Raw genomic sequence first — 22,139 nt, 5'->3', positions numbered from 1 at the left:
TTTTAGCAAAAAAGTCCCTAAAAACAAATGCCAAAGATTTTATTGATAGAAGATGATATTTCGTTTTGTAAGCTGCTGGAGAAATTTCTAGTAAAAAAACAATACGAAGTAAGTATAGCATTCTCTGCTGCAGAAGCAAGATCAGCAATCAAAAGTGAATCATTTGATTTAATTTTGACAGATCTTCGCCTGCCTGATTCTGATGGCATAGGACTTATGTCTGAATTTAAAAATTCTCATCCTCAAATTCCAGTTGTCTTAATGACTGGATATTCTGATGTAAATACAGCTGTAAAAGCAATAAAGAATGGCGCTGCCGATTATATCTCAAAACCATTTAATCCAGATGAGGTTCTTCTAGTAATTACAAATGCGCTGCAGGTTCCTGAATCTGAATTTGAAGATGAAGCTCCTGTTAAAGAAAAAAAGCGAGTAAAAAAGACAGTATCAACTGAAAACGAATTTGTAAAAGGAATTTCAGTTGCTTCAAAAAAACTATTGGATCACATTCACTTAGTAAGTCCTACGGATATGTCCGTTTTAATTATCGGCGAAAGCGGTACCGGAAAAGAGATTATTGCCAAAAGTATTCATCAGCAAAGTCATCGAAAGAATAATAATTTTATTGCAGTAGATTGCGGAGCTATTCCCAAAGAGTTAGCAGCGAGTGAATTTTTTGGACATCTAAAAGGATCTTTTACGGGAGCGATTAGTGATAAAATGGGGTATTTTGAAGCGGCAAACGGCGGTACACTTTTCTTGGATGAAATAGGAAATCTCTCTTATGAAAATCAAATTCAATTATTACGTGCGCTTCAAGAGCGAAAAATAAAACCCGTTGGAAGCAATAAAGAAATAAACGTCGATATCCGAATTATTACTGCCACAAATGAAGATTTGCGTGAGGCAGTAAAAAACGGCGATTTTAGAGAAGATTTATACCATAGAATCAATGAATTCTCTATTCAGTCTCCATCTTTAAAAGATCGTGATGAAGATTTAATGGTTTTTGCTGACTATTTTCTTGAAAAAGCAAATCAGCAGTTAAACAAAGATATTATAGGTTTTTCTCCAGAAGTTGTTGCCATATTTCAAAATTACAATTGGCCGGGTAATTTACGTGAATTGCAAAATTGTGTTAAACGTGCTACACTTTTATCTCAAGGAGATTTTATAAAAAGCGATGTATTGCCGGCTGAATTCTTTCAGACTCAAAAGCAGCAAAGTACTGGAGGTTCTTTTTCATTATCTGATAACGAAAAAGAAGCCATTATTCAGGCTCTAAATAGAACTCAAAACAATAAATCAGAAGCGGCAAAACTGCTTAAAATTACCAGAAAAACACTTTATAATAAATTAAAGCAATACAATATAGATTAGACTATTTCTTGTTGTAAAGCGTTAAACAGCAAATCTTTTTTGATCTTTAGATCTTGATAAATGTCTTTTAATTGGTGAATTTCAAGATCATTTTGTTCCAGTATTTTTAGAATAACTCCAATTTCTCGTGCTTCGATCTGTTTAAACATAGGTGCAATTCGATGAGAGATTGCTCGAATGTCTGCAATGTTTTCTTCTGCAATAGCATTTTCAAGAGCCGTAAAATTCTCGTTACTACTTGCCATGAAAGCTTTTAGAATGTCTTTTAAAGCATCATTATCATAACCTAAAAATTCTTTTAAAGTTTTTAAAGAATACAATTGAGAAGAAGTCTCTCCAGATTCTTGCTCATTTATTACTGTATTTGGAAGTCTGTCATCGGCCAAGATAGACTGAATTGTTTCTATTAATACTTTTGGCGAATATGGTTTCTTGATTACCGTTGTAAAACCAGCTTCAGTGTAAACAGATGCTTCTAAATCTGTTCTTCCGGTCAAAGCGATAACAGGTTGGTTTTTGTACACTCCTTTTTCAGAAGTCTGGAGTTTTTTCAAAAACATAAAACCGTCCATTTCCGGCATCTGAATGTCGGTAATAATAAAATCAAAAGGAGTATTTTCAATAGTCTCCAATGCTTTTGCTGCACTGTTAAACGATAAAACTTCATGCTTTTCTTGTCGAAGCACGCCGCTGGTTAAATTCAACAGATTAGTGTCATCATCTATTACAATAAAAGTCAGTTTTTGAGTAAAACCAAGCTTTGGTTTTTCGTTTTGTTCAACAGTATTATTGCTGTTGTCAAATTGCAGAGGAAGTTTGATTTTAAAAGTGCTTCCTTTTCCAAAAGTACTTTCCAGTTTTAAACTGCCTCCAAGAATTGCAATTATTTTTTGACAGATTGATAAGCCTAATCCTGTGCCGCCGTATTTCTTTTCAATGTTTTCATTGGCTTGAGCAAACTCTTCAAAAACTAATTTTTGATTCCCCTTTTCAATTCCAATACCAGTGTCTTCAATTGTAATTGCAAAAGATTTTTCATCATCAGTACAATATGCATTAATCTTAATAAAACCTTCTTCAGTAAATTTAAAGGCATTACCAATAATATTAGTTAAAATCTGTTTTAGTCGAAACGGATCGCCAACAATTCTTGTTTTTAATTTTTCGTCAACATTTATAATTAAATCAATGTTTTTTTGTTCGTAGACAGATTGAATGCTTTTGGCGGTATCTTCAATAATTTCTGTTAAAGAAAAAGGAACTTTTTCGATAGTAATTTTTCCAGCTTCAATTTTAGAAAAATCCAATAAATCCTGAACCAGCTGTGTGATATATTCCGAAGAATTTTTGATATTCCTAATAAAGTATGATTGCTTTGTGTTGACATCAGAATTACTCAAAAGTTCTGAATATCCTACAATTGTGCTCAAAGGAGTTTTTAAATCATGGCTTACAGTCGAAATTAACTGCTCTCGGCTTTTTAATAAATTTTTGGTTTTAAAATTCGCAATTTCAAGCTGTTTCTTATACAACTGCGATTTCGAGTAATCGCTTACAATTAAAATCGAAAAGAAAATAGTCAATATTAATCCAATAATAGCCGAAGCAGTTACAATTTCATTGACTTTGCGTAATGATTTTTCTTTTAACGAATTGTTTTTTATCGAATTAATAATGATTTCTCTTTCGATAATTCGAAGAACCTTTCTAAGTTGTTCAGAAATGGCAATTTCATTTTTTAGTAACTTGTTTTCTTCAAAATTCAGTGATTCTTTTTTCTTTTCGGCCTTCAATTTTACATTACTCAGTAATTTTTTCGAATTGGCCAAGATAGAATCAGATGCTTGTTTGCTTAAAGTATTAGTGCTGTCATCTGGGATATTTTGGTTCAGATAATCCACATATTTTTGAAGTACATTTCGCTGATAACTTCCTAATTGATTTGGATTCTTGCTAAAATCCTGAAGTTCCAGTTTTCTAAGCTTAAACTCCATTTTAGTGATTTCATCAATTGCAGTATTTACAGAAACTTCATCATCAGCTTTGTTTTTTATAGTTTTTAGCTTGCGGATATTTTCTGTTTTTTCAGATAATAAATAAGTAACGCTGTCTAATAGAACTTTTTGATATTCAGTAGTAACAATTTGTTTTAAAGTATCAATTCTTGCTCTTAAAGAATCCGTTTCGATAAGATAGTTTTTAAAATCACTTTCAGAATTTGTTTGAATTGTTTTTCTAGCTAAACTCTCCGTTTTATAAACGTTTGAAAATAGTTTACTGACTCTTAAAATTTTGGTTTTTTCAAAGGCAATTTTATCTTCAAGTTTATTGTAGACTACATTTTCAGAGTATAAAAACCATCCAACAGTAACTACCAAAGCCAGTAATGCAACATAACTGAATAAGACTTTGAGTGCTGTATAACTTTTTTTACTCTCCATAAATATTTAGGTGTAGATTGAGGAAGTGTTTGAGATATTGGAATTATCTGCAATTTATTTAAAATTTCGATCTCAAAAAAGCAAAAACAACTCAAATGTTTATATAATTAAATAGTCTTAAAAAGAAATCAGCCTCAGATTATATAAATATCTGAGGCTGATTTTTTGTTTTTATTTTGAGATTAAAGAGTTTCGTTTAACCATTTAAAGAACTCACCTTGCCAAACTTGAGCGTTTTGAGGTTGTAAAACCCAGTGATTTTCTTCAGGGAAATAAACAAATCGGCTTTTAATTCCTCGCAATTGTGCTGCTTGAAAAGCCTCTTGTCCTTGTCCGATTGGCACACGGTAATCTTTCCCGCCTTGGAAAATCAAGATTGGTTTATTCCAGTTTTGAACCAAAGTTGCAGGGTTAAAAGTAGTATATGCTTTTTGTGCAACAGCATTGTCTTTTTCCCAATAAGCACCGCCAAAATCCCAGTTGTTAAAGAAAACTTCCTCAGTAGTTCCTAACATACTTACCGTATTGAAAACACCATCATGAGCGATGAAAGTTTTAAAACGGTTTTTGTGAATTCCTGCTAAATAAAATACTGAGTATCCTCCGTAGCTCGCACCAACACATCCTAAACGGCTTTTGTCAACATAGCTTTCTTTGGCAACATCATCAATTGCAGAAAGATAGTCATCCATAACCTGTCCGCCCCAGTCTTTACTAATTTGCTCGTTCCATTCAACACCATGACCAGGCATTCCGCGACGATTTGGCGCCACAACAACATAACCTTTCGCTGCCATTAATGAGAAATTCCAACGGAAAGAATACGATTGTGTCAATGCACTTTGAGGTCCGCCTTGACAGAATAATAAAGTTGGATATTTTTTTGAAGCATCAAAATTTGGAGGAAGAATTACCCAAACCAACATTTTTTTACCGTCAGTTGTAGTAACATAACGTTTTTCAGTTTTGCTTAAAGTAAGTGTTTTGTAAGTATCAGTATTTACATTTGAAAGTTGCTTCCAAGTATTTTTCTTCAAGTTAAAAGAAAAAATTTCTGGTGCATGATTCATGTCATTTCTAGTTACAATAATATCGTCACCTGCAAATCCTACTAAATCATTTACGTCAAAATCACCTTTTGTTATTTGGCGAACAGTAATTGCAATTCTTGTTAATCCAGGGAAATTAACGCTAAAAAGTTGTTTTGTACCATCAACTGGAGCAACAAAAAACACATTTTTTCCGTCTTTACTCCAGATAAAATTATCTACAGTTCCATCCCAGTTTGCCGTTAAGTTCGTTTTGATTCCTTTAAATTCAACAATAATATCGTTTTTGTCAGCCTCATAACCATCACGTTTCATTTGCAGCCAAGTTAAATTTCCTGTTGGAGAAAATTGCGGAGCCGTGTCGTAACCTAAGTTGCCTTCAGTTCTGTTAGTTGTTTTTTGAGTCTCTAAATTGTACTCATAAATATCGGTATTCGTAGAAACTGCATAATCAGTTCCTGCTTTTTTCTTGCACACATACAAAATACTTTTTCCATCAGGAGACCAGATGTAATCTTCGTCACCGCCAAAAGGTTTTTGCGGAGAGTCAAAAGTTTCTCCTTTCAAAATGTCAATTCCTTTAGCGCCGTCTTTGTTTTCCTTATAAAAAACGTGGTTAAATTTACCTACGTTCCAAGTATCCCAATGACGATAATCTAAACCATCATAAATTTGTGCATCAGATTTATCAAGTTTTGGATAAAAATCTTTACCTAAAACCTTGTCAATTTTTACTTCTTCATTGTACACTAAAAATTTTCCGTCAGGCGAAATGTTTTTATCAGCCAAAATCGCTTTTGTATCCGTAACTTCAGTTGCATTACCACCGCCTACAGGGATAGTATAAAATTTTGAATGTGATTTGTTTTCTTCAACAGAAGGAGTAGAAACCTTGAAAACAACATTTTTTTCGTCTTTCGAAAGTCCAAGTGCACTCACTCTTCCTAATTTCCATAACAATTCTGGCGACATTACATTTTGCCCGATAGCGTTTAAACTCATCATTATTAAGGTTGTAAATAATACTTTTTTCATAATAAAAATTCTATTTTTTGTGGAGCTAAAAATACGAATTTAAAATTCCAAAATTTGTTAAAGTTTATCATCCATTCTCACCCGAAGCCTCGGGACGCTCAGCTTGACATTTGGATAGAGATCCAAAAACGGAATCTCTAAAATTTTGTTCGCCACGAATTTGCGAATTATTTTTTTTTGATAATCTTTGAGAATAATAATTCGTGAATTTGCGGCGATTAAAAATCAAAAGCAAAGTCTTAAATTTATTTCCTAAATTGGAATTTGAAAAATTGGAATTTATTTTAAGAGGAAGATGGAATTAAGTTATTGGGAATTAAAGAACTGGTTTACAAATATTGATTACACAATTGTAGGCAGCGGAATCGTTGGTCTGCATGCGGCTTTGCGCTTACGCGAAAGATTTCCTGCTTCAAAAATTCTAGTTATAGAAAGAGGAATGCTGCCACAAGGTGCGAGTACAAAAAATGCTGGTTTTGCTTGTTTTGGAAGTCTTTCGGAAATTATGGATGACTTAAAAACAAATGCAGAAGATGATGTTGTGCGTTTAATCGAAAAACGCTGGAAAGGATTGCAATTACTTCGAAAAAGATTAGGAGATTCCACAATTGATTTTAAACCTCACGGCGGATATGAATTGTTTTTGAAAGAAGATGAAATAGGTTTTAATGAATGTATTTCGAAAATGCCTTTTATTAATGAAATTTTAAAACCACTTTTTAAAGCTGATGTTTTTTCTAAAGAAACAGATCGATTTGGATTTAAAAATACTCAAGATTATTTAGTCTTTAATCCATTTGAAGCGCAGATAGATACTGGAAATATGATGCAGGAATTATTGAAACAAGCTGTTTCTGCCGATATTTTAATTTTAAATCAGCAAACAGTGACCTCGTATTTTGATGCAGGCAGTTATGTAGAGTTGGTTTTAAATGATTTTAGTTTTAGATCGAGTAAAGTGCTTTTTGCTACAAATGGTTTTGCGGGTTCTTTAACGAAAGGAGAAGTAAAACCCGCGAGAGCACAGGTTTTAATTACTGAGCCAATCAAAAATCTAGATATAAAAGGAACGTTTCATTTAGATCGCGGTTACTATTATTTCAGGAATATAGATGACCGAATTTTATTGGGCGGTGGTCGAAATTTAGATTTTGAAGGGGAAACGACAACGGAATTTGGGCAAACGAAAATTATTCAAAATAAATTGGAGGAGTTGTTGAAAAATGTAATTTTACCGAATCAGGATTTCAAGATCGCACATCGTTGGAGTGGGATTATGGGAGTCGGAAATAGTAAAAGTTCTGTTGTTGCTCAACTGTCTGAAAACGTGTTTTGTGGAGTGCGTTTAGGCGGAATGGGAGTAGCAATAGGCAGTTTAATAGGAACCGAATTAGCAGACTTAATATAATGGCAGTTAAAAAAATAGCACCAAAAAAAACAACGGCAAGTAAACCTAAAGCAGCTCCAAAAAAGACGAATCGTTCTTTTGGAGAAAAAGTAAAATGGTTTTTTATTAAGCTATGTCTTTGGTTTTTTGGAGTTTCGATCGCTTCGGTTGTGTTTTTTAAATATGTGCCGGTACCTTTTACACCTTTAATGGTTATTCGAGCAATCGAAAACAAAATGGCAGGAAAGGAAGTTTACTTTGATCACGATTGGGAACCTATTGAAAAAATTTCAATGAATTTGCAAAAAGCAGTTATTGCCAGTGAAGACGGAACTTTTTTAAGTCATAATGGTTTTGATTTTAAAGCGCTTCAAAAGGCTTATAAAAGTAATGAACGCGGACGCCGAATTCGAGGTGGAAGTACAATTTCGCAGCAAACTGCTAAAAACGTTTTTTTATGGCAGGGAAAAAGCTACTTCCGTAAAGGACTTGAAGCTTATTTTACTGTTTTAATCGAATTGATTTGGGGTAAAGAACGTATCATGGAAGTGTACTTAAATAGTATCGAAATGGGAGATGGAGTTTATGGTGCTTATGCCGCAACAGAACATTGGTACCGCCGCGACGCTTCAAGTTTAACGCCAATGCAGGCAGCAGGAATTGCTGCAATTTTGCCAAATCCAAGAAAATTTAAAGCTACAGGTTCTTCTAGTTATATAAACCGAAGAAAAGAAAGAATCGTGCGCGAAATGCGTGCTGTTGGAAAAATTAATTATAATGGGAAGTAAAAAGGTAATTTTTGCATTCCTCATTTTAACTGCAACTTTGACTTTTGGACAAGGCAAAAGAACAGAAATTGGTTTTATCTCGGATAATGATTTATATACATCATCAAAAAATGATATGTATTACACCAATGGTTTAGAGCTTTTTTATCGATTTCTGTCTAAGAATGACAATGAAAAAATCAACAAAAAAATCACTGAATTTAGAATCGGGCAATATATTTATAATCCAAGATTCATTAACAAAGAAGCGGTTTATGTAAATGACCGTCCGTTTACGGCATATCTTTTTGCCGAAGCTGGAAGAAGTTTTTTTTACCAAAGTGAATCCGTTTTAAAAACCGATTTTCAGCTGGGTTTTATGGGACCAAATGCTTTAGGTCAAGAAACTCAGGAAGGATTTCATAAAATCATTGGATATAAAAAAGTATATGGCTGGGAAAATCAGCTTCATAATGCTTTTGGAGTGCAGGCTCATGTGATGTATTCGAAGAAACTATTTCCATCAAAACACAATGACTTTGTAGATCTTCATTTCCAGTCAGAAGCCAATTTAGGAACTATTTTTACAGGCATTTCAACTGGTTTTATGACTAGGATTGGTTTTAAAAAACTGCTTCCAATTTACGATTCAAATATGCATGATGCTTCGGTAAGTGCAAATGTACAGCCCAATATTAGAGAGTTTTATTTTTACGCCATGCCAAGCGTTAATTATCAGTTTTATGATGCCACAATCGAAGGAAGTATGTTTAATGACACAAGTCCTATTACTTTCGATTTGGTGCCGCTTCGTTTTAATGCCGAATTTGGACTGAAATACCGCCATAATAATTTCAATATGTCGTATTCATTTATTTATCGAGGACGTGAATTAGAAGGCGATGTTAATGATACCAATAGAGGATATTTTTACGGTTCGATAAGAATGGGGTTTTTGTTGAAGTAGTATCTTTTTATATATAGTATCTATTTAATGACGATTATCGCATTGAATATTAATCTCTTCATTTGATTTGTCGATTACAGAAATACTTGGACAGCTAAAGGAAAGATATTCGAAACCAAAAACAACTTCAGGTTTGTTTTTAAAAAGTTTTCCAGTCCATTGCTCAATAGAATCTTCTCCGTTTTCATAATTTAGCGGAGCAGGTGATGTGCCTTCACTTTGGCTGAAAAGTTTTTCGATTATAACATCTTTTGTTTTCGAATCAACGACTAATAGACGTCTGCCATAAATTGTTTTATTGCTGTCTAGATAGTCTTGTAAAAAATACTGATAGCTTTCTGTTTTGTAAAAATATGTATTGCCCGCTATTGTACTCTTTAGCAAAGCGCGATCGTTATTTTTCAGTGCTTTTGATGGGTAGTCTTTTTTTGCCATTTTTTTCCACGAAATTGGCTTCAAGCGTTCTTTCGAAAACGGATTTTCCTTACCTACATATACCAAAGCATCTCTGTAATAATCGCTGAATCCGTTTAAAAGTTTTTTGTTGATTTCGAAACCAATCATATAATCATAATTACGATACGGTCCGGCATCTCCAATAGAATATACATTTAGCATCGCAGCAGTTTTTAGATTTTTTACTAAAAAAGAAGCAAGTTTATTTTTGGCATAATCGTAAACAAACAGAGAATCGGTTTCAGAAATATTGGTTTTAGATAAAAATCGTTTTCTGTAGTTTTTGGCAAAGGTGAAATATTGAGCATCGGCATCTGCCATTTTTTCAAGGTTGGGTAAAGTCAGAGTGTCTTTTTCGTCGTCAATGGGATAAATATCCGAAAGAGAAACAAAAGCAACATCGCTGCTGTCTTTTGGCATAACAGTAAATAAATAGATGCTTTCCTTTCTTGAAGTTTCTTCAGCTTGAAGAGTATCGGCTACAGTTGCCGTTTGTGCTGTTACCTTAGGAAGTGTATTTGTGGTGTTTTCTTTTTTGTTACAGGCAGATAATAAAATTAAAAAAGCGCTTGATAAAAAGAAGAATCTTGTTGTCATTGTTTAAATATAATTTTAAGTTTTGTTATGTACGAAAGTACTTTAATTTGTTTTAATTTGAAAATCAAAAGTTTAAAGCCTTCGTAAGTTTTAAAAGTTAATTTCATCTTTTTTCTTACAAAACAGAAAAGCTTTTTCGCTACATTTGCAGTGAACTTCATTTTTGAGAGGCGAGTATTGCTCGTCAATTTTGTTGCGGGCATTTTTTATGTCTGCAAGTATAGATACGCGGTTTTGGTACCTCCGTGTGGAGCGTTAATGCGCCCACTGCCTCTCAAAGGTGAAGTTCAACGGGAAAGGCTGAAACCGTATTTTTTTGGTCAACTTAATTTTTCTTCAAATGAACTTCAAAGAAAAAACAAGCAGTAAAGAGGTAGAAACTACAACCTCTGAAATCGAAAAAACTTCAAATGTATTATCAATTAGGCGAATGAAAACTTATGCATTTTACAGGTTTTCGCGTTCTATAGGCATGTATAAAACACAGCCAGTAATTGTACCGCAGATACGTTTGTGCGGTAATTGGCTCAAAGAAGCTGGATTTTTAATTGATAAACCTGTTGCCGTAACAGTAATAAAAGGAAAACTAATCATACAACTCATTCAAAAAGAATGATTTAAAAATAATAAAGACGCTCAATTGAGCGTCTTTATTATTTTATCCCGAATGATCGAAATATAAATGCCATAAGTTGTTTGTTTTTTGAAATTTTACAAACATTCACTTTTTTTAGATTCTTGATATACAAAAGTAATCATATGATTTAGTGAGATGTCTTACAAAATATATAATTCTATCAGAATAAGTTTTTGTTGAAGATCTAATACTTAACTTTTTGATAATATAGTATTTAGTTATAGTTTCTTACTTTTAATTAAAAATTAAAGCTATGGAAATTAATTGGGTTGTAATGGCGGTTGTTGCAGTACTGGTAGTTATTCTAGTTGTACTTACAATCAGAAAAAATCAAAAAGAGAAAAGAAAATTAACAGATTTGTTGAACAATGATTTCAAAAAAGCTGTAAAAGATAGAATAGACGCCGATGACTCGGCAAATGAGAAATAAGAATAAGCTAAAAATAAAAAGAGTTCTCGATGTTAATTCGAGAACTCTTTTTAGGTTTTGTATTACTGGTTTTAATTGTGGCCTAAAGAATATCCATTTCCAGTTAATTTTTTTATAATGTTCATTGCAGTAACGTCTTGGCTCATTTTGTAACCAATAAAATTTCCTCCGTTATTAAATTCTACTTTAAAAACTTTGCCATCGTAAGTATAAATTTCTTGGTTTAAAGCTTTACCATAACCTTGAACCATTCCAAACTTACCATACCAAGTTCCAATTACTTTGTAATCTAAATTTGTTACTTCGTATTTTTCAACAGAACCACTAGTAGTTCCATTGTTTGTAATCATTCTGATGTAACCGATTTTTTCTTTTTTGCTAAAAACATTTCCGCTGTCATCAATTGTTAAGGCTAATGCATCTGTTACTGCTTTTTCTGCATTTTGTTGTTTACATCCGTATTTTTCGCCTAAACCAGTTGGTTCGCCATTTACAAAAGTGTTTACTTGTTCTAATTGAATTCCGTTTTCTGTAATCATACCTTTTGCAAATAAGGTTTGAATAATGCTTCGGTCAACATTGAAAGGCGAATATTTTACAAAATCAAGATCGTTTGCTTTCTTTTCTTCATTAGCGATTTCAACATAAACTTTTCCTGGTGCTGGATTTTCACAGATTCTCATGTATGCTGTAATTGCATTTGTTCCGTCGAGATTCGTGATTTCATATTGTCGAAGTACTTTTGTCGACATTTTAGCAATTGGTTTACCATCTAGTAAAACTTCGCCTTTTTTAACTTTGAACTCTTGTGCAAAAGAGCTTGCGCCAACTAGAGTAAGTAATGCAATTAGAATGCTTTTTTTCATGGGGTTTTGTGTTGGTTTAAATTTGATTGTGTTTAAAATAAATCATAAAAAAAACTGTATTTCAATTAAGCAATACAGTTTTTGTGGAGAATATCGGATTCGAACCGATCGCCTCTACGCTGCCAGCGTAGCGCTCTAGCCAAATGAGCTAATCCCCCAAAGTGACAGCAAATAAAGTCAATTAATTTTCAATAAACAAATTTAGAAACCTATCTAAGTAAAAATAGTAGTCAAAACCGTAACTTTACACTTAAAACTATTTTTATGAGTTTAGAAACTACAAAAGGATCGTTGGAGACTTCTTTTCAAGATACAATTGCAACAGTCCAGTTTGGGCATCCTGCAAGTAATTCTTTTCCACGAGAATTATTAAATAAACTTACATTAGAAATTAACTCATTGAGTCGAAATGATTCCGTTTCGCTTATTATTTTGAAAAGCGAAGGTCAAAAAGCTTTTTGCTCCGGCGCTTCATTTGATGAACTTCTGCAAGTCGAAAATGAAGAACAAGGAACAGAGTTTTTCTCTGGTTTTGCACATTTGCTAAATGCTATGCGCAGCTGCAGTAAGCTTATAATTGGGCGAGTTCAAGGAAAAGCAGTTGGAGGCGGAGTAGGAATAATTGCGGCTTGCGATTACGTTTTTGCGACTCCTCAAAGTGATATTAAATTATCTGAACTTGCAATTGGTATTGGTCCGTTTGTAATTGAGCCCGCTGTATCTCGTAAAATCGGAAAAACAGCAATGACAGCAATGACATTGGCAGCGCATGAATGGAAATCGGCAGATTGGGCTTTTCAAAAAGGACTTTATTCAGTTTTAATTGACTCAGAAAATCTAGATAAAGAAGTAGAAAATTTTGCTCAAAAATTAAGCTCTTATAATCCTGAAGCATTACACGAAATGAAAAAGATCATTTGGGAAAACACAGAAAATTGGGAATCTCTGCTTTTTGAACGTGCCGCTATTACAGGTAAATTGGTTTTGTCGGATTTTAGCAGAAATGCTTTGATGCAGTTTAAAAAATAAGCATGACATAAGTCATTGATTTTATGCAAATAGTAACATAGTTTTGAAAAATGGTTTAAAACCAGTTTTTCATTATATAAATTATTGAATATGACTATTAGTTCGTTATTCCAAAACGTAGATGTTGCCGAGAAAATTAAGAACGCTCCAGACAGCGGATATCAAATAGGTGTTGTTATAGGATCGTTTATTCCGTTTGTCGTTTTAATAGGAATTGCCTATTGGATGTATAACCGTGCTAAAAAAAGAGACGAAAACGGTTATTAATTTGTAAATTTGCAAGCTTAAATTAAAAATCGATGAGTAATATCAGAATTACAAAACAGTTTAGTTTCGAAACCGGGCATGCATTGTACGGTTACGACGGAAAATGCAAGAACGTTCACGGACACAGTTATAAATTGTCGGTAACAGTTATTGGTTCGCCAATTACAGATCGATCGAATGTGAAATTCGGAATGGTAATTGACTTTTCTGATTTAAAGAAAATTGTAAAAGAAGAAATCGTCGATCAATTTGATCATGCGACTGTATTTAATCAAACAACGCCGCATATCGAGTTGGCAAATGAATTGAAAAATCGCGGGCATCACGTTATATTGGTTGATTATCAGCCAACAAGTGAAAATATGGTAGTTGATTTTGCTGAAAGAATTATCGCAAGACTTCCAAGCGGAATTTCGCTGTTCTCTCTTAAACTTCAAGAAACTGAATCGTCGTTTGCAGAATGGTACGCTTCTGATAATTTGTAATTAATAAAAAGTAAATTGTGAAAAGTAAAACGTTTCACATCTCACCAATCACATTTCACAAAAGATAAATGAAAAAAGTATATTTTGCTTCAGATCAGCATTTTGGTGCGCCGACTCCTGAATTGAGTCTTCCGCGTGAAAAGAAATTTGTGGCTTGGTTAGATGAGGTTAAAGATGATGCTGAGGCGATTTTTTTACTTGGTGATTTATTCGATTTCTGGTTTGAATATAAAACAGTTGTTCCAAAAGGTTTTGTTCGAATTTTAGGTAAACTAGCCGAAATTCGCGACAGCGGTATTCCAATTTATTTTTTTGTTGGAAATCATGATCTTTGGATGAATGATTATTTTGAAACCGAATTGAATATTCCGGTTTATCATGATAATAAAGAATTTACTTTTAACGGAAAAACCTTTTTAATTGGTCATGGAGACGGAAAAGGTCCCGGAGATAAAGGCTATAAAAGAATGAAAAAGGTGTTTACAAATCCGTTTTCAAAATGGCTTTTTCGATGGCTTCATCCAGATGTCGGCGTGAGTTTAGCGCAGTATTTATCGGTTAAAAACAAACTGATTTCTGGTGACGAAGATGTGAAGTTTCTTGGTGAAGAAAACGAATGGCTTGTTTTGTACGCCAAACGTAAACTCGAAACCAAACATTACAATTACTTTATTTTTGGACATCGCCATTTACCAATGATTATTCCTGTTGGTGAAGATTCAAATTATGTAAATCTAGGCGATTGGATTGGTTATTTTACCTACGGAGTTTTTGATGGTGAGACTTTTGAACTTAAGAAATTCGAAAAATAAGTAAGTCAAAAGTCAAAAGTCGCAGGTCGCAAAGTTGAGGCTTAATGGCTAAAACCAAAAACTAAAAAATGTCTTATTTTGTACTTGTTGGATAAATCCCAATTTTGTGTGTTCTTAAAATGTAATTTGATAACTGTTTACTGTTTGAAAGTTGAAATTTAATTGCTCCCGATGATTTTTTCGGCATATGGCATTCTACACAATTATCAGCCAATAATTTTTCAGGCATCGTTTTTAAAGTCGTTTCATTATGTTTTAAACCTTGATGACAGCTCATACAGATTTTAGAATACGACGCCATATTCTTAGAAGCATTTTCATGCGGATTATGACAAGTAATACAATCCATTTTGTCACTTTTTATAAAACACTTGCTTTGCGCCATTAAACGAAATTGGTTTCCGTGAACGTCAAATTTCGCTGTATCAGTTACACTTCTTGTTTCTCTATAAAAATCAGATAGATTATCACCTGGTTTAAAATCAAAACGCGATTTCATTTTCATGCCGTCATTTCCAGCGTGACAAAGTGCACAGGCATCTAACTTTTGTTGTCTGTTAAGCATTTTAAAACTGGTAATACTATTTGCAACTTTGATATTTGGGTTTTTTAGATGAAAATCAACATGCTTTTTCGCAGGTCCGTGACAGCGTTCACAATCAATTCCGTAAACAATTGTTTTTTTATCAATAACATCTTCGACTTCCATCGATAAAAAGTTCTTATCTGTAGAATTCTGATTAACATTTCTGCTGCTGATATTTGAGCTGTGGCAAGAATAGCAGTCTTTTACAACCATACGGTCAAAATAAGGTTTGTCTGCCGGAAAACCTGGACTTGTAGCCCAATTGTTTATAGAATTATAGTAAGAAACAGGTAATTCATACGTATTGCGATCTCGCCAGTATACCGAAGTTTGTGCATGTTTAATTCCAAAAACAATCTCAAAACGATGCGCTTCAACCTCTTTTCCGTTTTTATATAGAACTTGATACAGGCTGTCGTTGCGTTTTTCCATAACAATTTTGGTGTTTTTGTCATAGACAAAAGTGTGATTTCCTTTGTCAAAATCACCTAAAATATTTGCTGGAATTGCGGGAGCAGTGGCTTTAAAATGAGCACTTTTTGATGCCATATCATATTGAGTCTGATGACACTGAATACAGCTTTCTGAGCCTGCATAATCAGTGCCTCGCGGATCAATATACTCTTCGGACGCGTCTTTGCAATTTGTAAAAAAGAGCGCTAAAATAGTAAAGGCAATAAAAATGCTTATTTTTTTCATTGCCGTAAATATACTTTTTTTTGAATAAAATCAAAATATATTTCAATAATGAAAAAATGTTGTTAAAATATTTAGAATGTTTCTTAGTTTAATCCAGGACCATAAACATATTCGTCTAATTCGATTTTAAACAAAGAGCCTTCAACTAAATCTTTAATAGATTTTAATTCTGTCATTGAAACAGCTAAATCTATTGACGAACAAGGAGTTTTTAATAAAAATTTATGACAAGAATATTTTAATTCACAAGCTTCGCAGCAGGCATTTTCGATAATGCTGTCTTCGATTAAATCGCAAAACATATTCAACTCCGAAACCGTAAAATAAAAGCCAGTTTCTTTAAAAACCAACTGTACTTTGTCAAGAATTGTCTGGCTGTTTTGTTTCCAGTAAAAGGCTATGCCGAAGCTGTTGTGATATATTTGTTGTATTTCTCTCATTGTAAATCCTTTTATTCCAGCAAATATAAATATTATTTATATTAATTCTAAATAAAAAAATCATAAAAATTTGAAAAAGGTTTTACCATATAAGTACTATAAGTTCATCGTAAAGGCTTTTTTGTTTTTGCTTGATGTAAAAATTAAAAGACCTCCATTTTATTGGAGGTCTCTAAATTTAAGATTCGTTCTTTAAATGAACTTATATGGTTTAAAAATTAATTACTCCAATTTGTGATGTTCTTCCATATCTTTATGAAGATCTAAATCTCTAAAAGTTGGAGATATAAAACCAAAGCCTAAAACGGTCAAAAGTGTAATGCTTCCGCCAAAGACAACAGATGTTACAGCTCCCATTAATTTAGCAGTTGCACCACTCTCAAACGCACCTAATTCATTAGAAGAGCCAACAAAAATCGAATTTACAGCACCAACGCGTCCACGCATATGATCAGGAGTTTTAAGCTGTAAAATGGTCTGGCGAATTACTACCGAAATTCCGTCAGCAAGTCCGCTCAAGAATAAAGCAAAAACAGAAAGCCAGAATGACGTAGAAAGTCCAAATAAGATGATCGACAATCCAAAAACAAATATGGCTCCTAAAAGTTTTTTTCCGGCATTTTTATATAAAGGGATATACGCCGAAACAATCATCGTAATAAAAGCACCTACAGCAGGCGCAGCTCTTAATATACCAAAACCTTCAGAACCCACTTTTAAAATATCTTGTGCAAAAACGGGTAACAATGCTACTGCACCTCCAAAAAGTACTGCAATCATATCAAGTGACAAAGCGCCTAAAACAATCTGGTTTTTAAATACAAAGGTCAAACCTTCTGTAAGACTGTCTTTTATTGATTCTCCAATCTTCGGATTTATGATTGGTTTTTTGCTGATTTGTGATAAGGCAATTAAGGAAAGAATTGAGAATCCGAAAACGAGACACATTGACCAGTGAACACCAATCCAGTTAATTGAAAATCCTGCAAGTGCAGGTCCCATAACCGCGCCAATCTGCCAAACCGAACTGCTCCAAGTAGCGGCATTTGGATATGCTTTTTTAGGAATAATAAGTGATAGTAGAGAGAAAATAGTAGGACCAAGAAAAGCACGAACTAATCCGCCAAGAAATACTAAAAAGTAAATAGCATATAAGGTAGACTCAGTCGACCAACCGCTGACAATTTTTGGCCAAGTGAGTAAAAATAATCCAAAACTAATTACTGAAAACCCTAGAATACATTTTACCAATAATCCTTTCTTTTCTCTTTGATCGACAATATGTCCAGCAAACAATGCCATTGAAACCGCTGGAATTACTTCCATCAAACCTATGATTCCTAACGAAAGCGGGTTTTTAGTTAAACTGTAAACTTCCCATTCAATCACAATAAACTGCATCGACCAAGCAAAAACCATCGCAAAGCGTAATAGTAAAAATATATTAAATTCTCTATAGCGAAGCGCTTGATACGGATCTGGTTTTGTTGATTTAGTTGTCATTTGTTCTAATGTCTTTCAGCATAAGCTGTGTTGATATGGTTCCGTTCCATTCGTTTTCAGCTAAAGAATAAGCCAGCTGAAACAGATTCTGATTTTGTGCTATACTTAGTTTTTTTCCTAGTCCAAAGCCAATTGCTGCAATTCCATCTGAATTAGATTGTTTTACAAAAAGCCTTAAATGTTCCTCCTCAGAACCTAAAGTTTTGGCATAACCAGTATCTTTTATGTTTTTAGTCATGAAAACCGGCGTCATGTTCTGCGGACCAAAAGGTTCAAATTGTTTTAGAATGCGGATGAGTTTTGGAGTGATATCAGAGAAATTAATTTCGGCATCAATTTCGATTTCAGGAGTTCGCATTTCAGGTGAAATAGTTGATGAAACCTGTTTTTCAAAAGCGTCTTTAAAAATCTGATAATTTTCAGCTTTTAAAGTCATTCCCGCGGCGTACATATGACCTCCAAATTGTTCCAAATGTTCTGCGCAGGCATCTAATGCATTGTAAACATCAAAACCTTTTACAGATCGGGCAGAAGCCGCATATTTATCTCCGCTTTTAGTAAAAACTAAAGTTGGTCGATAATACGTTTCAATCAATCGAGAAGCAACAATTCCAATAACACCTTTGTGCCAGTCTTCTTGAAATACAACGGTAGAAAAACGTTCTTCCTCATTGTTTTCTGTAATTTGAAGAAAAGCTTCTTTTGTAATTTTTTTATCTAGATCTTTTCGATCAGCATTATATTGTTCAATTTCAGATGCAAACTGCTGTGCTTGATCAAAATCAAATTCGGTTAATAATTCAACAGCATGATTTCCGTGCTTGATTCTTCCCGCAGCGTTTATTCTTGGAGAAATAATAAAAACAACATCGGTAATATCTAAAACTGTCTTTTTAACCTGATGAACTAAAGCTTTAATACCAGGTCTTGGATTACTGTTAATTACTTTCAAACCGAAATAAGCTAAAACACGATTTTCTCCTGTAATAGGAACAATATCCGCAGCAATTGCAGTTGCAACCAAATCTAGATATGGAACTAAATCCTCGATAGTTTCATTTCGGTTTTGGCCTAAAGCCTGAATCAATTTAAAACCAACTCCACAGCCGCATAACTCATCATACGGATAAGTGCAGTCTTCTCTTTTTGGATCAAGAATTGCAACCGCATCTGGAAGAAATTCACCAGGTCTGTGGTGATCACAAACAATAAAATCGATATTTTTTGCTTTCGCGTAAGCGATATGGTCTATGGATTTTATGCCGCAATCGAGTGCAATAATCAATGAAAATCCGTTATCGTCAGCAAAGTCAATTCCTTTAAAAGAGATTCCGTAACCTTCATCATAACGATCCGGAATATAAGTTGCAATATTTGGATAATGTGATTTTAAATACGATGAAACCAAAGAAACCGCCGTTGTTCCGTCAACATCATAATCACCAAAAACTAAAATATTTTCCTGATTTTCAATTGCCAATTCTATTCTTGCAACCGCCTTCTCCATGTCTTTCATCAAATAAGGATCGTGAAGATGTTCTAAAGATGGGCGAAAGAAATTTTTAGCATCTTCAAAAGTTTCAATGCCGCGCTGAATCAAAAGTGTTGCAACAAAATCTTCTACATTTAAGGCTTGCGCCAAATGTTTGATTTTATCTTGAGAAGGTTTTGGTTTTAAAGTCCAACGCATGAGTTGATTTTTGATTTTAGAGTTTGATTTTAGACTGTAGGTTTCTGAAATCGTTTAATCTGATTGTGATTTTTTTTGCCACAGATTACATGATTTAAAAGGATTTTTTAATCTGTGTTAATCTTTTAATCTGTGGCAAAAATATTCGGTTTCAAACTTTGACAAAGTTTTCACAATGTTATTTTAATTCCAATGCATTTCCTTCAAACTGGATTCCGTCCCAGCCTAAGTTGATGAAATTTCTAATGTTTTGGTGATTCGTTCCGTTTGGATCTCCTAAAACTTCTTCAAAATAAAAAGCACCAAAACAAGCCAAAGTTTCTTCTTTGCTTAAGTTTTGCAATTTTGCGAAAGAGAATAATTTACAAGAACCAGAATTTTCTCCGGCTGCATTATGCTGCGTTCCGTTTTGAAAAGCAGTTGGAGTAAAGTTGTAATTTTCTTCGATTACAGCAATAGTTTCAGGAAATGTTATTTGTGTTGGAGTTTGTTTTACTTTTTCTAAAAAGGCTTGAATGCTCATAAATTATGATTTAATTTTTTTTGCCACAGATTAAAGGATTTCAAAGGATTCTTGAATCTGTGTTAATCTGTGAAATCTGTGGCTAATGTTTTTTATTCTTCATCATCCTTAGAAAACTTACTTTTCTTAGGCTCTTTTGTTATAGTTTTTCCAGCAACGACAACAACTATTTCACCGCGTGGAGCTGTTTTTTCAAAATGTGCGAGAACTTCTTTTGCGGTTCCGCGAACATTTTCTTCGTGTAGTTTTGATAATTCTCTTGAAACACAAACTTGTCGATCTTCTCCAAAATACTGAATAAATTCAGCTAATGTTTTAACGAGTTTATGTGGAGAAACGTATAAAATCATTGTTCTAGTTTCTTCGGTTAAAGCCAAAAATCTAGTCTGACGTCCTTTTTTATCAGGAAGAAAACCTTCGAAAATAAACTTGTCATTTGGAAGTCCGCTGTTTACAAGCGCTGGAACAAATGCAGTTGCGCCTGGAAGACATTCTACTTCAATTTTATTTTCAACACAAGCGCGTGTCAATAAGAATCCTGGATCTGAAATTGCCGGAGTTCCTGCATCTGAAATTAAAGCGATAGTTTCGCCGGCTTTCAAACGTGCAATTAAATTTTCGGTTGTTTTGTGCTCGTTGTGCATATGATGGCTGTGCATGTGCGTGCCAATTTCAAAATGCTTCAACAATTTCCCGCTCGTTCTAGTGTCTTCTGCCAAAATCAAATCGACTTCTTTCAAAACTCTAATAGCTCTGAAAGTCATGTCTTCAAGATTGCCAATTGGCGTTGGAACGATATATAATTTTGACATATTTTTTATTCGTAAAATGTAAAATGTGAAAATGGCTTTATGCGAATTTCTTCTCGATAATTCCAAGGAAACGTTCTGCGTAATCATCTTTTCCGTCCCAATTGTTATAATCAGGTTTTACCATATCGTCAATAAATTCTTTAGCTTCCGCATAAGAATCAAACGTTAAAAGCTGATTTAAAACACGACTGTAATCTTCAGAACTGTTTCCGAAAAGGTTTTTTGTGAATGCAATTCGGTCATTCAAATCAACGTGGAAACCTTTTGCAAGTTTTTCGTTTAGTGTAACAGTTTTAGATTCTGCTGGAGTTTCTAAAATCGCTGTTTCGGTAGTTTTTTTCTCTTTAGATTCGGTAGTTGCTGTATTTGCTGAAACATTTTCAAAACTATCAACTTTCACAAATTGAGCATCAGCATAATTTACTCCCAAAAGTTCTTCTAAAGTCATATGAACTGCTTGAGATTTTGTTTCTGTTTCGATTTTTGGCTCTTCTTTGATTTCTGCAACTATTTCTTCCGTTTCTAATTCGAAAGCAGGTATGAAATCAGGAATTGGTTTTAAATCGCTGATCGTAGTAAACGAAAGTTCGTCAGCGGCTTCGATATCTTTTTTAGCTTCAAAAATTGGTTCTTCAATTTCATCTTCTGCAGGTTCTTCATTAATTTCGGCAATAGTTTCAGGAATAGTCTCAATTTCAGTTTCTACAATGATTTCTTCAGAAATTTCTACAACAATTTCCGGCACAGTTTCTTCTACAACTTCTTCCGTTTTTGTTTCTTCCGCAATTATGGTTTCAGCTACAGTTTCTTCAACGGCAATTGGCTCTTCGATTTTAACTTCTGCAGGAATAGTATCTTCTTTTTCAAAAATAGTTTCTATTTCAGAAGTAATTTCACTGTGATTTATAGTCGGTTTTAGGCTGTCGAAATTTTCATCAACAAATTTTAACACCGCTAGTTTCTCATATAATTTCTGAGTTTCAAGATATAATTGATTGATATCGGATTTGTTTTTAAGTTTTAAAATTCGATGTGCAATGCTGATTAAGTCGGCTTCCAATTTTTTTTTCATAACTGTTGAAATTATAGTGAATAGGGTAATTTATTATGTTTTGTATCTGAATGTCTTTATTCTGGGAGAAAATCAACGAGATAATTTTTTATTTCTGTTAATAAGCGATTGCGAATCTCCGTTTTGATAAAAATTTTCTACTTTTGAAAAACCGAAAAACAGCAGTTTTTTGCGTCAATTTATTACCAGTACAAAGTAATAAAAACTAT

21 protein-coding genes and 1 tRNA gene are annotated in these 22,139 nt (G+C 33.5%); 10 read left to right on the top strand and 12 right to left on the bottom strand.

The window, feature by feature from the left end:
- Positions 1–27: 27 nt before the first annotated feature.
- Complete coding sequence (locus NLG42_RS02930) at positions 28–1,380, top strand: sigma-54-dependent transcriptional regulator (protein ID WP_257682945.1); 1,353 nt, start codon at positions 28–30, stop codon at positions 1,378–1,380.
- On the opposite strand, the gene NLG42_RS02925 is transcribed toward NLG42_RS02930, so the two are convergent.
- Together NLG42_RS02925 and NLG42_RS02920 are read right to left on the bottom strand one after the other, a co-directional pair.
- A complete protein-coding gene (locus NLG42_RS02925; protein ID WP_257682944.1) occupies positions 1,377–3,821 on the bottom strand; it encodes an ATP-binding response regulator in 2,445 nt (814 codons plus the stop codon). The genes NLG42_RS02930 and NLG42_RS02925 overlap by 4 nt on opposite strands.
- A gap of 182 nt (positions 3,822–4,003) precedes the next feature.
- Complete coding sequence (locus NLG42_RS02920) at positions 4,004–5,905, bottom strand: S9 family peptidase (RefSeq protein ID WP_257682943.1); 1,902 nt, start codon at positions 5,903–5,905, stop codon at positions 4,004–4,006.
- Positions 5,906–6,200: 295 nt separating this feature from the next.
- On the opposite strand from NLG42_RS02920, the gene NLG42_RS02915 reads away from it, so the two are divergent.
- The 3 genes from NLG42_RS02915 to NLG42_RS02905 are packed head-to-tail and all read left to right on the top strand — an operon-like array spanning position 6,201 to position 9,026.
- A complete protein-coding gene (locus NLG42_RS02915; RefSeq protein ID WP_099718037.1) occupies positions 6,201–7,313 on the top strand; it encodes an NAD(P)/FAD-dependent oxidoreductase in 1,113 nt (370 codons plus the stop codon).
- Entirely contained in the window at positions 7,313–8,080 is a 768-nt protein-coding gene (gene mtgA, locus NLG42_RS02910) for a monofunctional biosynthetic peptidoglycan transglycosylase (RefSeq protein WP_165768039.1), read from the top strand. The genes NLG42_RS02915 and mtgA overlap by 1 nt, the downstream gene beginning before the upstream one ends.
- Positions 8,070–9,026: a lipid A deacylase LpxR family protein gene (locus NLG42_RS02905; RefSeq protein ID WP_089057217.1), complete on the top strand. Its 957-nt coding sequence runs from the start codon at positions 8,070–8,072 to the stop codon at positions 9,024–9,026. The genes mtgA and NLG42_RS02905 overlap by 11 nt, the downstream gene beginning before the upstream one ends.
- A gap of 24 nt (positions 9,027–9,050) precedes the next feature.
- On the opposite strand, the gene NLG42_RS02900 is transcribed toward NLG42_RS02905, so the two are convergent.
- Positions 9,051–10,079: an oxidoreductase gene (locus tag NLG42_RS02900; RefSeq protein ID WP_257682942.1), complete on the bottom strand. Its 1,029-nt coding sequence runs from the start codon at positions 10,077–10,079 to the stop codon at positions 9,051–9,053.
- 340 nt (positions 10,080–10,419) lie between these two features.
- Between NLG42_RS02900 and NLG42_RS02895 the strand changes: the two genes are divergently transcribed.
- Together NLG42_RS02895 and NLG42_RS02890 are read left to right on the top strand one after the other, a co-directional pair.
- Positions 10,420–10,695 (top strand): type I toxin-antitoxin system SymE family toxin, encoded by a 276-nt coding sequence (locus NLG42_RS02895; protein ID WP_257682941.1) that lies wholly within the window; start codon positions 10,420–10,422, stop codon positions 10,693–10,695.
- 274 nt (positions 10,696–10,969) lie between these two features.
- Entirely contained in the window at positions 10,970–11,146 is a 177-nt protein-coding gene (locus NLG42_RS02890) for a hypothetical protein (protein WP_165768038.1), read from the top strand.
- Positions 11,147–11,217: 71 nt separating this feature from the next.
- Here NLG42_RS02890 and NLG42_RS02885 read toward each other — a convergent pair whose 3' ends face one another.
- The gene (locus NLG42_RS02885; protein WP_089057032.1) at positions 11,218–12,012 is read right to left on the bottom strand and encodes a hypothetical protein; all 795 of its coding nucleotides are present in this window, start codon (positions 12,010–12,012) and stop codon (positions 11,218–11,220) included.
- Between the two features lie 84 nt (positions 12,013–12,096).
- Positions 12,097–12,170: transfer RNA gene (locus tag NLG42_RS02880), tRNA-Ala, on the bottom strand.
- Positions 12,171–12,276: 106 nt separating this feature from the next.
- On the opposite strand from NLG42_RS02880, the gene NLG42_RS02875 reads away from it, so the two are divergent.
- From NLG42_RS02875 to NLG42_RS02860, 4 genes are all read left to right on the top strand, one after another.
- Positions 12,277–13,041: an enoyl-CoA hydratase/isomerase family protein gene (locus tag NLG42_RS02875; protein WP_257682940.1), complete on the top strand. Its 765-nt coding sequence runs from the start codon at positions 12,277–12,279 to the stop codon at positions 13,039–13,041.
- 90 nt (positions 13,042–13,131) lie between these two features.
- A complete protein-coding gene (locus NLG42_RS02870) occupies positions 13,132–13,308 on the top strand; it encodes a hypothetical protein (RefSeq protein WP_257682939.1) in 177 nt (58 codons plus the stop codon).
- Between the two features lie 32 nt (positions 13,309–13,340).
- Positions 13,341–13,793: a 6-pyruvoyl trahydropterin synthase family protein gene (locus NLG42_RS02865; RefSeq protein ID WP_089057030.1), complete on the top strand. Its 453-nt coding sequence runs from the start codon at positions 13,341–13,343 to the stop codon at positions 13,791–13,793.
- A gap of 68 nt (positions 13,794–13,861) precedes the next feature.
- Positions 13,862–14,605: a UDP-2,3-diacylglucosamine diphosphatase gene (locus NLG42_RS02860; RefSeq protein ID WP_089057029.1), complete on the top strand. Its 744-nt coding sequence runs from the start codon at positions 13,862–13,864 to the stop codon at positions 14,603–14,605.
- 73 nt (positions 14,606–14,678) lie between these two features.
- Here NLG42_RS02860 and NLG42_RS02855 read toward each other — a convergent pair whose 3' ends face one another.
- The 7 genes from NLG42_RS02855 to NLG42_RS02825 all read right to left on the bottom strand — a co-directional run bounded on the left by NLG42_RS02855 (position 14,679) and on the right by NLG42_RS02825 (position 21,930).
- Positions 14,679–15,890: a cytochrome c3 family protein gene (locus NLG42_RS02855; protein WP_257682938.1), complete on the bottom strand. Its 1,212-nt coding sequence runs from the start codon at positions 15,888–15,890 to the stop codon at positions 14,679–14,681.
- An 83-nt stretch (positions 15,891–15,973) separates the two neighbouring features.
- Positions 15,974–16,330 (bottom strand): hypothetical protein, encoded by a 357-nt coding sequence (locus NLG42_RS02850; protein WP_089054340.1) that lies wholly within the window; start codon positions 16,328–16,330, stop codon positions 15,974–15,976.
- A gap of 222 nt (positions 16,331–16,552) precedes the next feature.
- Entirely contained in the window at positions 16,553–17,833 is a 1,281-nt protein-coding gene (locus NLG42_RS02845; protein WP_099718045.1) for an MFS transporter, read from the bottom strand.
- A complete protein-coding gene (recJ, locus tag NLG42_RS02840; protein WP_257682937.1) occupies positions 17,823–19,523 on the bottom strand; it encodes a single-stranded-DNA-specific exonuclease RecJ in 1,701 nt (566 codons plus the stop codon). The genes NLG42_RS02845 and recJ overlap by 11 nt, the downstream gene beginning before the upstream one ends.
- 178 nt (positions 19,524–19,701) lie before the next feature.
- A complete protein-coding gene (locus tag NLG42_RS02835; protein ID WP_213259964.1) occupies positions 19,702–20,046 on the bottom strand; it encodes a HopJ type III effector protein in 345 nt (114 codons plus the stop codon).
- A gap of 92 nt (positions 20,047–20,138) precedes the next feature.
- Positions 20,139–20,858 (bottom strand): 16S rRNA (cytidine(1402)-2'-O)-methyltransferase, encoded by a 720-nt coding sequence (gene rsmI / locus NLG42_RS02830; RefSeq protein WP_257682936.1) that lies wholly within the window; start codon positions 20,856–20,858, stop codon positions 20,139–20,141.
- 37 nt (positions 20,859–20,895) lie between these two features.
- Positions 20,896–21,930 carry a hypothetical protein gene (locus tag NLG42_RS02825; RefSeq protein ID WP_257682935.1) on the bottom strand — a complete coding sequence of 345 codons (1,035 nt, stop codon included), beginning with the start codon at positions 21,928–21,930 and terminating at the stop codon, positions 20,896–20,898.
- Positions 21,931–22,139: the final 209 nt, after the last annotated feature.

This window comes from Flavobacterium plurextorum (assembly GCF_024638035.1).
Classification (GTDB): domain Bacteria; phylum Bacteroidota; class Bacteroidia; order Flavobacteriales; family Flavobacteriaceae; genus Flavobacterium; species Flavobacterium plurextorum.
The sequence above is the reverse complement of the archived record's forward strand: the minus strand, read 5'-3'. Positions and strand labels throughout refer to the sequence as shown.

Bases quoted from the DNA above. Each gene is read 5' to 3' on its own strand.
- NLG42_RS02930 (WP_257682945.1), top strand. From the start codon at position 28: ATGCCAAAGATTTTATTGATAGAAGATGATATTTCGTTTTGTAAGCTG.
- NLG42_RS02925 (WP_257682944.1), bottom strand. From the start codon at position 3,821: ATGGAGAGTAAAAAAAGTTATACAGCACTCAAAGTCTTATTCAGTTAT.
- NLG42_RS02920 (WP_257682943.1), bottom strand. From the start codon at position 5,905: ATGAAAAAAGTATTATTTACAACCTTAATAATGATGAGTTTAAACGCT.
- NLG42_RS02915 (WP_099718037.1), top strand. From the start codon at position 6,201: ATGGAATTAAGTTATTGGGAATTAAAGAACTGGTTTACAAATATTGAT.
- mtgA (WP_165768039.1), top strand. From the start codon at position 7,313: ATGGCAGTTAAAAAAATAGCACCAAAAAAAACAACGGCAAGTAAACCT.
- NLG42_RS02905 (WP_089057217.1), top strand. From the start codon at position 8,070: ATGGGAAGTAAAAAGGTAATTTTTGCATTCCTCATTTTAACTGCAACT.
- NLG42_RS02900 (WP_257682942.1), bottom strand. From the start codon at position 10,079: ATGACAACAAGATTCTTCTTTTTATCAAGCGCTTTTTTAATTTTATTA.
- NLG42_RS02895 (WP_257682941.1), top strand. From the start codon at position 10,420: ATGAACTTCAAAGAAAAAACAAGCAGTAAAGAGGTAGAAACTACAACC.
- NLG42_RS02890 (WP_165768038.1), top strand. From the start codon at position 10,970: ATGGAAATTAATTGGGTTGTAATGGCGGTTGTTGCAGTACTGGTAGTT.
- NLG42_RS02885 (WP_089057032.1), bottom strand. From the start codon at position 12,012: ATGAAAAAAAGCATTCTAATTGCATTACTTACTCTAGTTGGCGCAAGC.
- NLG42_RS02875 (WP_257682940.1), top strand. From the start codon at position 12,277: ATGAGTTTAGAAACTACAAAAGGATCGTTGGAGACTTCTTTTCAAGAT.
- NLG42_RS02870 (WP_257682939.1), top strand. From the start codon at position 13,132: ATGACTATTAGTTCGTTATTCCAAAACGTAGATGTTGCCGAGAAAATT.
- NLG42_RS02865 (WP_089057030.1), top strand. From the start codon at position 13,341: ATGAGTAATATCAGAATTACAAAACAGTTTAGTTTCGAAACCGGGCAT.
- NLG42_RS02860 (WP_089057029.1), top strand. From the start codon at position 13,862: ATGAAAAAAGTATATTTTGCTTCAGATCAGCATTTTGGTGCGCCGACT.
- NLG42_RS02855 (WP_257682938.1), bottom strand. From the start codon at position 15,890: ATGAAAAAAATAAGCATTTTTATTGCCTTTACTATTTTAGCGCTCTTT.
- NLG42_RS02850 (WP_089054340.1), bottom strand. From the start codon at position 16,330: ATGAGAGAAATACAACAAATATATCACAACAGCTTCGGCATAGCCTTT.
- NLG42_RS02845 (WP_099718045.1), bottom strand. From the start codon at position 17,833: ATGACAACTAAATCAACAAAACCAGATCCGTATCAAGCGCTTCGCTAT.
- recJ (WP_257682937.1), bottom strand. From the start codon at position 19,523: ATGCGTTGGACTTTAAAACCAAAACCTTCTCAAGATAAAATCAAACAT.
- NLG42_RS02835 (WP_213259964.1), bottom strand. From the start codon at position 20,046: ATGAGCATTCAAGCCTTTTTAGAAAAAGTAAAACAAACTCCAACACAA.
- rsmI (WP_257682936.1), bottom strand. From the start codon at position 20,858: ATGTCAAAATTATATATCGTTCCAACGCCAATTGGCAATCTTGAAGAC.
- NLG42_RS02825 (WP_257682935.1), bottom strand. From the start codon at position 21,930: ATGAAAAAAAAATTGGAAGCCGACTTAATCAGCATTGCACATCGAATT.